This is a genomic window from Shimia sp. W99 (genome assembly GCF_053851455.3).
In genome coordinates this window covers 2892558-2904320 of sequence record NZ_JBSQBU020000001.1, presented here as the reverse complement: position 1 = coordinate 2904320, position 11763 = coordinate 2892558, and the positions used below count along the sequence as shown (strand labels likewise).

General features: G+C 58.3%; 13 protein-coding genes. 9 read left to right on the top strand and 4 right to left on the bottom strand.

The window, feature by feature from the left end; all coding sequences use genetic code 11:
- Positions 1 to 155 precede the first annotated feature (155 nt).
- The 5 genes from ACS3QZ_RS14145 to ACS3QZ_RS14125 all read left to right on the top strand — a co-directional run bounded on the left by ACS3QZ_RS14145 (position 156) and on the right by ACS3QZ_RS14125 (position 5975).
- The gene (locus ACS3QZ_RS14145) at positions 156 to 986 is read left to right on the top strand and encodes a flagellar motor protein MotB (protein ID WP_456038422.1); all 831 of its coding nucleotides are present in this window, start codon (positions 156 to 158) and stop codon (positions 984 to 986) included.
- A gap of 92 nt (positions 987 to 1078) precedes the next feature.
- The gene (locus ACS3QZ_RS14140; protein WP_456038420.1) at positions 1079 to 2380 is read left to right on the top strand and encodes a flagellar hook protein FlgE; all 1302 of its coding nucleotides are present in this window, start codon (positions 1079 to 1081) and stop codon (positions 2378 to 2380) included.
- 29 nt (positions 2381 to 2409) lie between these two features.
- The gene (gene flgK, locus ACS3QZ_RS14135; protein ID WP_456038419.1) at positions 2410 to 3855 is read left to right on the top strand and encodes a flagellar hook-associated protein FlgK; all 1446 of its coding nucleotides are present in this window, start codon (positions 2410 to 2412) and stop codon (positions 3853 to 3855) included.
- Between the two features lie 3 nt (positions 3856 to 3858).
- On the top strand, positions 3859 to 4869 hold the full coding sequence (locus ACS3QZ_RS14130) for a flagellin (protein WP_456038418.1): 1011 nt from the start codon (positions 3859 to 3861) through the stop codon (positions 4867 to 4869).
- Between the two features lie 5 nt (positions 4870 to 4874).
- A complete protein-coding gene (locus tag ACS3QZ_RS14125) occupies positions 4875 to 5975 on the top strand; it encodes a flagellar basal body P-ring protein FlgI (protein ID WP_456038417.1) in 1101 nt (366 codons plus the stop codon).
- Between the two features lie 28 nt (positions 5976 to 6003).
- Here the strand turns inward: ACS3QZ_RS14125 and fliP are convergent, their stop codons facing one another.
- Genes fliP through fliF form a run of 4 tightly spaced genes read right to left on the bottom strand, consistent with a single transcriptional unit; the run spans position 6004 to position 9206 of the window.
- Positions 6004 to 6744, bottom strand: coding sequence for a flagellar type III secretion system pore protein FliP (gene fliP / locus ACS3QZ_RS14120; RefSeq protein ID WP_456038416.1), 741 nt, complete (start codon positions 6742 to 6744; stop codon positions 6004 to 6006).
- Positions 6741 to 7013: a FliM/FliN family flagellar motor switch protein gene (locus tag ACS3QZ_RS14115; RefSeq protein WP_456038415.1), complete on the bottom strand. Its 273-nt coding sequence runs from the start codon at positions 7011 to 7013 to the stop codon at positions 6741 to 6743. The genes fliP and ACS3QZ_RS14115 overlap by 4 nt, the downstream gene beginning before the upstream one ends.
- Positions 7006 to 7602: a FliH/SctL family protein gene (locus ACS3QZ_RS14110; RefSeq protein WP_456038414.1), complete on the bottom strand. Its 597-nt coding sequence runs from the start codon at positions 7600 to 7602 to the stop codon at positions 7006 to 7008. Before ACS3QZ_RS14110 ends, ACS3QZ_RS14115 begins: the two co-directional genes overlap by 8 nt.
- Entirely contained in the window at positions 7602 to 9206 is a 1605-nt protein-coding gene (gene fliF / locus ACS3QZ_RS14105) for a flagellar basal-body MS-ring/collar protein FliF (RefSeq protein WP_456038413.1), read from the bottom strand. The genes ACS3QZ_RS14110 and fliF overlap by 1 nt, the downstream gene beginning before the upstream one ends.
- 123 nt (positions 9207 to 9329) lie before the next feature.
- Between fliF and ACS3QZ_RS14100 the strand changes: the two genes are divergently transcribed.
- Genes ACS3QZ_RS14100 through motA form a run of 4 tightly spaced genes read left to right on the top strand, consistent with a single transcriptional unit; the run spans position 9330 to position 11713 of the window.
- The gene (locus ACS3QZ_RS14100; RefSeq protein WP_456038412.1) at positions 9330 to 9818 is read left to right on the top strand and encodes a flagellar basal body-associated FliL family protein; all 489 of its coding nucleotides are present in this window, start codon (positions 9330 to 9332) and stop codon (positions 9816 to 9818) included.
- Positions 9819 to 9829: 11 nt separating this feature from the next.
- Positions 9830 to 10186: a hypothetical protein gene (locus ACS3QZ_RS14095; RefSeq protein ID WP_093092094.1), complete on the top strand. Its 357-nt coding sequence runs from the start codon at positions 9830 to 9832 to the stop codon at positions 10184 to 10186.
- Positions 10187 to 10227: 41 nt separating this feature from the next.
- Positions 10228 to 10785 (top strand): MotE family protein, encoded by a 558-nt coding sequence (locus ACS3QZ_RS14090; protein WP_456038411.1) that lies wholly within the window; start codon positions 10228 to 10230, stop codon positions 10783 to 10785.
- 58 nt (positions 10786 to 10843) lie between these two features.
- Entirely contained in the window at positions 10844 to 11713 is an 870-nt protein-coding gene (motA, locus tag ACS3QZ_RS14085; RefSeq protein ID WP_456038410.1) for a flagellar motor stator protein MotA, read from the top strand.
- Positions 11714 to 11763 lie beyond the last annotated feature (50 nt).

The following is an 11763-nucleotide window of genomic DNA, read 5'->3' as shown; positions in this document are numbered from 1 at the left end:
ATTGATCGCGCTACAGAGATGCATTCGCCAGGATTCTCTCAAGGCACACGGATCCGACCGATCCCCCTGACAAGATAGTTAAAATTCAATGTGTTAATGGCAGAGTAACACCTTGTCGATATTGCTGGATGCGGGTGAGAAATAGGTGGTGAGAAATGGCTGCGCGCTCGAATGCCGCGCCAGTTATCATCAAGAAGAAAAAGATCGTTAGCGGCGATGGGCATCATGGCGGTGCCTGGAAAGTCGCCTATGCCGACTTTGTGACGGCAATGATGGCCTTTTTCATGTTGATGTGGCTGTTGAACGCGACAACTGAAAAACAACGCAAGGGGATCGCGGATTACTTTAATCCGACGACACCGATCAACCGCATTTCCGGCGGTGGCAATGACATGTTCGGCGGGGACAGCATCCTCAAGGAACAGTTTCTGGCCAACAATGGGATTGGCGGGCTGCCCACGCGGCTGTCTGGCGGACCCAAGCCCACACACAGCGAAAGCGGGGCCCATTTGGAAGAAACCGGGCTTTCGGAGGTTCAGGATTTCCTGATCGGCGGTGGAGGTGAAAGCTTTTTGGCAGACGATATCCGAAAGCACGTGGTTACGCGGCTGACGGATGAAGGTTTGGTGATCGAGTTGTTCGACAGCGATGATGTGCAATTGTTTGTCGAGGCACAATCCAGACCATATCGCGCTCTTCTCGAACTGCTTCGGGTGGTGGCAGATGCCGCCAACCTTGTGCGCAACGAAATTGCCGTGGAAGGGCATGTGCGTGCGGCGCCGGTGGTGCAGATCAGCGCGCAATCCTGGGAATTGTCCTCCGAACGGGCGCATACGGTGCGCGGACTGCTGGAGACCCATGGCATTGACCCCGATCGGTTCTCGCGCGTTACCGGGCATTCGGACAGGGAACTGGTGTCCAATGACCCGCGCGCCGCGCGAAACAACCGCATCGAGATCATTCTTTTGAGAAAGGACAGTCGCTAACTAAGTAAGATTTTATCTGTTAGCGCGCCATTAAGGGGCTGCGCCTTATCTGTTGCATTGAAGTTTGGTTGATGCAGCAGAAAGGCGTATTCATGACAATTTCCTCTTCGCTCAACGCGGGGGTGGCGGGCCTGTCCGCCAACGCGACACGGCTTGCAGCCATTTCCGACAATATCGCGAACTCTGCCACCTATGGTTATCGTCGCATGGAATCGGATTTCCATTCGATGGTCACATCGTCGTCCGGTGGCGCGTATTCCGCCGGGGGTGTGCGGGCGACAACCCAGCGCCTGATTGATGAACGCGGTTCGCTTGTGTCGACATCGAACGCCACCGATCTCGCGGTGCGGGGTCGTGGTATGCTGCCAGTGGCCCTGGCGTCCGAGGTGGGTCTTGGTCGTGGAAACGCGCAAATGCTTCTGACCACGACGGGGTCATTCCGCACCGACGCACAAGGCTATCTGACGTCGGAATCCGGCCTTATGCTACTCGGCTGGCCTGCGAGTCCAGACGGCACTGTCCCGGCATTCCCGCGCGACACAAGCGATGGCCTGGAGCCGGTTCAAATCAACGTGAACCAACTTACAGGAGAGCCGACGACCTCAATGTCGCTGGGCGTGAACCTGCCGGCGACGGAAACCGAGGCCGGGGCCGCCGGGGACACGCAGGATCTCTCGATTGAGTACTTCGATAATCTGGGACGTTCCGAAAGTCTCCAGATTGAATTTGTGCCGACCGTGCCCGCTTCCGGCACATCCAATGAATGGACGATGATCATTCACGACACCGCATCCGGCGGGGCTGTGGTGGGTGAATACACGTTGACCTTTGACGACGGGCGGGCGTCCGGTGGCACGCTTCAGGCGGTTTCGGCGGTTTCTGGCGGGGGGTACGATCCCACGACCGGTTCCGTGATTGTCAACGTTGCTGGAGGCCCCATGGAGATAACCATTGGTGAACTGGGGACCAGCGGGGGCCTTACACAACTGTCCGACAGCTTCGCACCGTTGCAGATTTCCAAGGATGGTTCACCCGTCGGCAACATGACGTCGGTAGAGGTGGATGCGAATGGATTTGTGCATGCGTTCTTTGACACCGGCGTGACTCGAACGATCTACCAAGTACCGCTCGTCGACTTGCCAAATCCCAATGGCATGGTCTCGCTCGATCATCAGACCTACGCGCCTTCTCCCGAAAGCGGGTCGTATTTCCTCTGGGATGCCAGTGATGGGCCAACCGGCGACATCGTTTCCTATGCCCGTGAAGAATCGGCCACCGATGTCGCGGGTGAGCTGACGGACATGATCCAGACGCAGCGGGCCTACAGCTCGAACGCCAAGGTCATACAGACGGTTGACGAAATGCTGCAGGAAACCACCAACATCAAACGGTAAAGGCCCTCGCCGGCCGGAAAGTGTCAACCATGAGCATCTCAGGCGCCCTCTCCAACGCCCTCTCCGGGCTGACCGCGGCAGCGCGGTCGGCCGAGATCGTGTCTTCGAACCTGGCCAACGCCATGACCGAAGGATACGGGCGACGGCAGATTTCCCTGTCTTCACAGAACCTGCGGGCCTCTGGTGGGGTGTTGGTCAATGGTGTTGTGCGCCATTCCAATCCCGCTCTGCTGGCAGAGCGGCGCCTGGCGGATGCCGAGTTTGGGAATGCGAGCGCGCTGAACAATTTTTTCAATCAACTGGAAATGAACATGGGCACTCCGGACAAAAGCAGCAGCTTGAGCGGAAGGCTGGCGACGTTCCAATCCAGCCTCATCGGTGCGTCCGGCGCCCCCGAGAGTCAGACGCGCCTGCAAACCGTCGCGCGCGATGCCGCAGCGCTTGTCGACACGTTCAACACGGCTGCGTCCGATATCAAAACTTCGCGCGAACAGGCCGACCGGAGCATTGGCACAATGGTCGAACGGCTGAACACCCTGCTTTCGCGAACTGAGGAGATGAACCAGAAAATTTCCGCTGCCATCAATCAGGGCCGGGATACATCGGCCCTCGAGGATGACCGCCAGAAGCTGATTGACGAAATCTCGGTTCTGGTTCCGACCAAGTCCGTCGCGCGCGATCGCGGCGGGGTCGCGCTTTACACGACGAGCGGGGCGATCCTTCTGGATGGGAAAGCACCGGAAATCGGGTTTGAACCCACACCCACAATCCTGCCCCATATGACGCTCGAAGGCGGGCTACTGTCAGGGTTGACGGTGGGGGACGTCTCTCTGGACGGGGCTGGTGCCCTTGCTGGCGGGGCCTTGGCCGCGCAGTTTGACATTCGCGACACCCATGCGCCGCAAGCTCAAGCCGAGCTGGACGCCGCCGCGCGAAACCTCGTTGAACGGTTTCAATCCTCGGGGGTGGACCCCACCCTTGCGTCTGGTCAGGCGGGCCTGTTCACCGATCAGGGAAGTGCCTTTGATCCTGCCGACGAGATCGGTCTGTCAGGAAGATTGAAGCTTAATGCATTGGTCGATCCTAAAGGAGCCAACGAAGCCTGGCGGTTGCGCGCAGGTCTTGGTGCTGCGGGTCCGGGTCTGGCGGGGGATGCGACTTTGTTGAACGCGATGTCAGATGTCCTTGCGGAAAAGCGCAATCCCGGATCGGGAAGCCATTCAAGCAGCGCTCTTTCAATGGGTCAACTTTCGGAAAGGGTGCTCTCTGCCGTGGCAGCCGACCGGGTGAAGAGCGATGAGGAACTGAGCTTTTCGGCAAATCGTCTCTTCGGTCTGCAAGAGGCGGAGCTTTCCGAAGGCGTGGATAGCGATCATGAGATGCAACTGCTCATGTTGATCGAACAGGCCTACGCAGCCAACGCCCGTGTGATCGAAACCGTTGACGAAATGATGAGCCAGTTGCTGAGGTTGTAATTCATGAGTTTTATTCAAGTGGGCGACCTTGCCCAGCATCTGATGATGCGCCGCCAAAATACATTACTGAAAACCCAGATGAACACCCTGACCCAAGAGCTGGCGTCCGGCAGGAAAAGCGACATCGCCAGTTCGGTTTCCGCTGATTTTTCGGTTCTTGGCGATATCGAACACACGCTCACGGTGCTGGATGGGCATGCCATGGCGCTCAAGGATGCGCGTTTGTTCACCGACACGGTCCAGAATGTGCTTGAGCAGGTCCAGACCCAATCTCAGGCACTCGGGACGTCGCTCCTCTCCGTGATGTCCGCAGGCTTGGAAGAGCCGATCAACAGCACCATCGGCAAGGCACGAGAAAGCTTTGACGCAATCGTGTCCAACGTCAACGCCCAGGTCGCAGGGCGGGGTTTGTTCTCGGGCGCAGCCACACAAAGCGCGGCCCTTGCCGGGGCGGACGCCATGTTAAGCGATTTGAGCACGGCCCTGGCTGGTGCGCTTACCGTTTCTGACATCGTGAATACGGTCGATCAGTGGTTCATGGCGCCTGGCGGAGGATTTGAAACGATGGGCTATCAGGGTGCTGCCGAAAGCCTTGCACCCTTCAAGCTCGGCGAGCATGAAACGGTCCGCCACGAACTTACGGCGGACAGTATGGAACTGCGTACCTTGCTGCGCGACACCGCGCTTGCGGCGCTCGCCGGTGATTCAGGGCTGAGTCTCGATTTGAGCCAGAAGAAACAGCTGCTCAAAGTCGCGGGAGAGGGTCTTCTGACACAGCAGGAAGGATTGACCAGGATACGGAGTGATCTTGGGTTTGTGCAGGAGCGGATTGCGAATATCGAAACACAAAACGCGGCACGCCGAACAAGTCTTCAGATCACCCGGAACACGCTGACTTCGGCGGATCCCTTTGAAACCGCCACACAACTCGAAGCCGCACAGGCGCAGCTTGAGACTTTGTACACGGTAACCGCGCGCCTTTCGCGCCTTTCGTTGATGGATTATCTGAGGTGATTGCAATGCGATTTTTGAAGATGGTGCTGATCTGCCTGATGCTTCCAACGTTTTCGGTCGCGAGCCCGATCCGGATCAAGGACCTTGTCGAGTTCGAGGGAGTTCGAGGCAATGATTTGGTCGGCTATGGTCTTGTCGTCGGTTTGAATGGCACGGGCGACGGTCTTCGAAACGCGCCTTTTACCGAAGAAATCATGTCGAATATCCTCGAAAGGCTTGGCGTCAACGTCACCGGCGAACAGCTGCGGCCCAAGAACGTGGCGGCGGTTTTTGTTACAGCGGCGCTTCCGCCATTTTCGCGCGCCGGGGGCCGGATCGACGTCACCGTTTCCGCGATCGGAGACGCCAAAAGCCTTCTTGGGGGCACGTTGGTCATGACGCCGCTCAACGCGGCCGATGGCGAAATTTATGCTGTGGCCCAAGGCACAGTGATCGCTGGTGGCGCATCAGCCGAAGGCGATGCGGGTGCGGTCGTCCAGGGAGTTCCGACGGCCGGTGTCATCCCGGCAGGGGCACGGGTCGAGCGTGAGGTAGATTTTGACTTTTCATCGTTGACCAATCTGCGTCTTGCACTGCGAGAGCCGGATTTCACGACGGCGGGCCGGATCGAGCAAGCCATCAACAGAAGTTTTGGGCGCCGGGTGGCCTTGATGCTGGATGCCGGGACGGTACAGATTGACATTGCACGCAGCGGTCAGATCTCGGCCGCGCATGCGCTGGGCAAGGTCGAGAATATCGCCGTTGAACCGGAACGAAAGGCACGGGTTGTTGTCGATCAACGCTCTGGAACCATCGTCATGGGGGACGATGTGCGCATTTCACGTGTGGCCGTGTCCCAGGGCAACCTGACGCTACGAGTTCGGGAGACACCGATCGCGATCCAGCCGAACCCGTTCGCCAACGGGCGTACCGTGGTGGTGCCACGCACGAATGCAGAGATCGAGGAAGAGCCGGGAATTGGTCTTGCCGAAGTGCCGGGTGGAACGTCGTTGAGCGAAGTTGTTGCTGGGTTGAACGCTCTCGGGGTCGCGCCTCGTGACATGATCGACATCCTCAAGAGCATCAAGGCCGCCGGCGCCTTGCATGCCGAGTTCGTCGTTCGCTGATGAGTCGGTTCTGAAGGGGCAAGCCCCTTCAGAAATAGCTGCGAACCAGACTGCCAGCGATCAGGCTCCAGCCATCGGCGATGACGAAAAAGGAAAGCTTGAACGGCAGGGACACGATGGCTGGCGGCACCATCATCATCCCCATCGACATCAGGATCGCGGCAACGACCAGATCAATGATCAAAAAGGGCAGAAAGATCAGGAAACCGATCTGGAATGCGCGGGCCATTTCCGAGAGCAGAAAACTTGGCACAAGGACCGACAGGGGCGAGTCCGGTGTCGGGACCGTCGATGGTACGTTGGGGCGCAGCTCGGCCATGGCCTGATAGGTTTCTGGGTCAAGGCGGGCTGCCATGAACCCCCGAAACGGGTTCAGTGTTCTGGAGAACGCGGTTTCAACGTCGATTTCTTCATTCATCAGGGGGGCGATCCCGTCGATCCACGCTTTGGAAAACACGGGTTCCATGACGAAATAGGTCAAAAACAATGCCAGGCTGATGATCAACATGTTCGGCGGGGATTGCTGCAGTCCCAAAGCCTGCCTGAGGATGGACAAAACAGTCACGATGAAGGGGAAACACGTGACCATGATGGCGATGCCCGGGGCTAGGCTGAGCACCGTGATGAGCAGGAAAATCTGTATGCTGCGTGCCGTCAGAGAGCCAGAATCGCCCAGGGACACGGTCACGTCCTGCGCAAGCGCGAGATCGGGAAGGGCGCTGACGCCCAAACCCGCAACAAAGCAGATGCCAATCTGTGTCCGGGTCATCCCAATCCGGTCCCGATCTCCGCGAGTTCCGTCAATCTGACTGCAAGCAGCCCTTTCTGTGCACCTTCGAGTTCCTCAAGTTCACCTCGCGCGATCAGGCGGTCCCCGATGTAGAGTTCGACAGGGTCTTCAACGCGTTTGTCGAGTGGCAGAACTGCGTTTTCTGTAAGATCCAGAAGATCGCCGATCAGGGGCCGGGCCTTGCCGACCGAAACGATGACTTCGACCGGGACGGATTTGAAAAGGCTTGTCTTCTCTGGGTCAGCCATGAGTGATCTCCTTCTGGGATTGATGAGTGAAGCCGGCAAAGGCGCGCGATACGATCGAGAGAACTTCGTCCATGTCGATCTGCCGCTCGCCTTGGCCGAACTGAAACCGCACTTGCCCTTCGCTCAATCCGGCGTCGCGCACGACATCGAGAGGAAAGTCCACATTGTCCGGCAACAGCTCGGAAACGGCTTCGTAGTTTTCGGGAGACGTGGTGATCAACACCGGGACGCCGCTGTGATCGCGCGTGATCGCGTTCAATTGCTCCAGCACCTGGAGGCCGATCGCCTGTCGCGACATGTCCGGCAATACCGACATCACCGCCTGCTCCATCACCGGCGCAAGCTCGGCAACGACGGCTTCGCGCGCCTCGTGATAGGTAAAGCCGAGATCTTGAAGATTGCGTGCGAAGTCGGCGGAAATGCCGGCGCGTTCCTCGGATTTGGCCCGAATGGCATCTTCCCACCCGGCTTTGTATCCCTGTTCGAAACTGTCGAGCAGGTCGGCATCATTGGCAGGCACCGATTGTCCAGATTGCATGCCGGAGGAAGTCACGACGCCAAAGTCTTCCAGGAGATGAGAAATCGACATTATGCGCGCTCCTCTTTGTCTTCGAGCCAATTTCTCAGGATTTCAACGGTTTCCGCCTGTCGGTCGCTGATCAGGGCGCGCAACCGCTCCACCGCGTCAGTCTGGGTCGTTTCGGCCCCCGGCAGTGAAAGCGACCTGTCGGCACCGAGAGCATCTCCTCCCAACGGTTCGTCAATTTCACCTGTGAGTACCTGAGCGTCTGTCGGCATTTCACCGGGGCGGGCCTCGACAAGACGCGCGGGCGGCATGGGGGCAGGTAGCTCCCCGGTCGACCGCGTCAGGATCGGACGTACGACAAACATGCCCAGCACAATCGTTACAACGGCAAGGATGGCCATCTGCAGCAACGACATGGCATCAAGGGTCAAACTGCCAATCAGAGAGGTATTTGCGGCGGAACCCATCGGTTCGATCGGTTGAAACAGCATGGATTTGAGCGTGATGACGTCGCCCCTGGCTTCATCGAACCCGACTGCGGATGCGACCAGCTCTTTCAACGCGCCCAGCTCTTCGTCGGACCGGGGCGATACGACGGTTTCGCCGTTTTCCTGCACCACAGCGCTCCCGTTAACAAGCACGGCAACGGTCAGACGGCGGATGGCACCGGGTTCACGCGTGACCTCTCGCTGGGTTTCGGACACCTCATAGTTCACGCGCTCACGCGTTTCACTGTTCTTGTTGGACGAGCCAGGATTCTGGGCTGCATCCCCGTCTGGCAGGTTCGACGCCACCGTGACCTGACCGGACGTTGCGTTCGTAGAATCGGTATTGCGTTCCTCGGTGTCTGTGCTGATGGCAACCCGGCCCGTTGGATCAAAGATGCGTTCCTTGATCGATTCACTTTCATTGACCGTTTCCACGCTCACTTCGACCACGGCATTTCCCATACCAACGCGCGCCTCCAAAAGACGTTGAACGGACTGCCGCAAGGTTTCCGAGCGATTATCCTGGGCATGGGGTGCAATGTCATCCGTGGCTCCGACCAGACCGTTTGCACCGTCGATGACGGCGACATCATCAGGAGAAAGACCGGCAACGGCCGATGCCACCAGAAACTTCAACGCCTGAGCCTGACGAGGGGGCAGGCCACCGCCGGTCGACGTGATGGTTACGGACGCTGTGGGTTGCAGCCGTCTTTGAAACGGGTTGGACCCGGCATGGGCGATGTGAACCCGTGCCGAGCTGATCAAAGGGCTTCCAACGATCGTGCGGGCCAGCTCACCTTCTTTTGCGCGCCAATAGGCGGCATCGAACATCTGGGACGTGGTGCCAAACCCGGACAACGAATCGAGCAGCTCATAGCCCTGTGTTGTATTGGCGGGCAAACCTTCGCTGGCCAGCGTCATGCGAAGCTCATCACGGGCGGACGATTCGACATAAATGGCGCCACCGCGCACGTCGAAAACGGCGCCTCTTTGTTCCAGCGAACGCACGACCTCGCCCGCGGCACCGCTTTCCAGGCCGCTATACAAAAGGGACATGCCGGGGCGAGTCGCCATGCGCCCGAGCGCGAGAACGATTGCAAACATGGCGAGGGTCGCCACGATCACGATGGCTTTGCGGCGCGTGTCCATCGCGGACCAGATGCTCAGAAGCTGTTGCAAGACATTCCTCCGTCACGCCAGACGTTCTGCCTGGCTGCATGGGCATCTTTCTCCGATCAGCCTTAACAATCGGTTAGTTTCTGTGGGGTTATAGAAAAGGGGACCAAGAAACCGGACCCTGAGATGACCGACACGACTGAAATCGAGGAACCGCCTGCGGCAAAGGCTTCGCGACTGCCCATGATCATCGGGCTTGTACTTGCACTTGCCGGCGGCGGCGGCGGGTTCTACGCGGTGCAATCCGGATTGCTGTTCGGAGCTGCTTCTCACCACGAAGAAGAGGAGCATCAAACCGCATCCGTGGAACCCTTGCCCGATGTCGCCTTTGTGCCACTCGACCCGATCGTGGTGTCACTTGTTGATGGGGGAAGCAGCCACCTGCGGTTTCGAGCGCAACTGGAAGTTCCGGGTGAATACGCAAGCGATGTCGAACACATTCTGCCCCGCATCGTCGATGTCTTGAACAGTTATCTGCGCGCGTTGTCACCTGCGGACATTGAGGCGCCCGACGCGCTGGTTCGTTTGCGGGCACAGATGCTGCGCAGGGCGCAGATCGTGACCGGTCAGGGAAGGGTGCGCGATCTCTTGATCATGGAATTTGTGCTGAACTGAGAGGATGTGAGATGGATTTGATTGCGGATATCCTGCTGGTGGCCGGCGCATTGGGGGCAGGCCTTTATTGCTTTGTTCTTGCCCGGCGTCTGTCTCGGTTCAATGATCTTGAGACCGGTGTCGGTGGGGCCGTGGCGGTGCTTTCTGCACAGGTCGACGACCTGACCCGCACGTTGCAAGCGGCGCAGAAAACGGCGGGCGAATCGACGGAAACTCTCGATGATCTGACCGGGCGCGCCGAGGATGTTGCGAAACGTCTCGAACTGTTGGTCGCGTCGATGCACGATCTGCCGGAATCGCCGCCCGCGCAAGAACCGGTGGAGCCGGTTTTCCGACGCCACCCCGCTGAACAGAGCGCCGCATCATGAGCGGTGGCCGAAGCCGAAAACGTCCCGCAAAGGGAAGTCTCATGTTGATCGCCGGCTTCCTGATCGGCTCGGCCGTACTGCGTATCGGCAGCGAGGCCGGGCAAGCCTTTGCAAAGGTCGATCCGGGTACGACATCGCATTCCATCATCGAGACCGCGCCCCAAGCACCCGAGCAGGTGTGCGAACCGCCCGAAGACTTGCGTCGTCTGATGGAGGCGTTCGATGCGCGTGAAGAACGGATTGCCCGGCAGGAGTCTGATATTCGCAACAGGATGCAGGCGCTCTCTGTTGCCGATGATCAGGTGTCGCAAAAGCTTGATGCACTTGTGCAGGCAGAGGAGCGGCTAAGAGCAACGATTGCTTTGGCTGAAACCGCGTCCGAAGACGATCTGACTCGTCTCACAACTGTGTACGAAACGATGAAGCCCAAAGATGCTGCGGCCTTGTTCGAGGAAATGGATCCGGAATTTGCAGCCGGTTTCATTGGACGCATGCGCCCGGAAATCGCGGCTGGTGTGATGACCGGCATGAGCCCATCCGCAGCCTATACGATCAGCGTCATTCTTGCCGGGCGGAATGCGGAAGTCCCCCGGGAGTGAGGGCTTTCTTTACCACTTGCGGGTCAGACTGGACCAAAACTGAGTCAGGAGTTGCACCGTGATCGGAATCATCGGAATCGCCATCATTTTCGTCATGGTTTTTGGCGGCTACATTGCGGCGGGCGGCAAGCTTGCGATCATACTCAAGGCTCTGCCGTTCGAGTTGGCCATGATTGGAGGGGCTGCCGTGGGAGCGTTCCTTCTGAGCAATGACATGTCGGCGGTCAAACACACGATGAAGGATATCGGAAAGGTCTTCAAAGGCCCCAAGTGGAAACCCGAGGATTACCGTGATCTGTTGTGTCTGCTCTATGAACTTATCCGTCTTGCGCGGCAGAACCCGGTTGCCATCGAAGAGCACATCGAGGCACCCGCGGACTCGGCAATCTTTTCCCGATATCCGCGTATTCAGGCCGACAAGGAAGCCGTCGAACTGATCGCGGACACAATGCGCTCCGCGTCGATGAATTATGATGACCCGCATCAGGTGGAGGAAGTTCTCGAAAAGCGGATGGAGGCGAATTTTCACCACGCCATGCATTCCAGTCACGCACTTCAGACAGTTGCGGACGGCCTTCCCGCCCTTGGGATCGTTGCTGCCGTCCTCGGGGTGATCAAGACCATGGGTTCGATTGATCAGCCGCCCGAAATCCTCGGAAAAATGATTGGCGGGGCCTTGGTTGGCACCTTTCTGGGCGTTTTTTTGGCTTATGGTCTGGTGGGCCCCTTCGCATCCAAGGTCAAGGCCGTGATTGAAGTGGATAGCCATTTCTATCAACTGATCCGTGAGGTTCTGGTCGCCAATCTTCACAATCATTCGGCCAATATCTGCATCGAGGTTGGCCGCCAGAACACACCTGCCCATTGCCGCCCGGATTTTGCGGATCTGGAAGAGGCGCTTAAATCCGTCAAGAAAGAAGCGGCATGAGGTGGCTTTCGACTTTTTTCCTCTATGTCCTGTCTGCCGTCGTCGCGTGG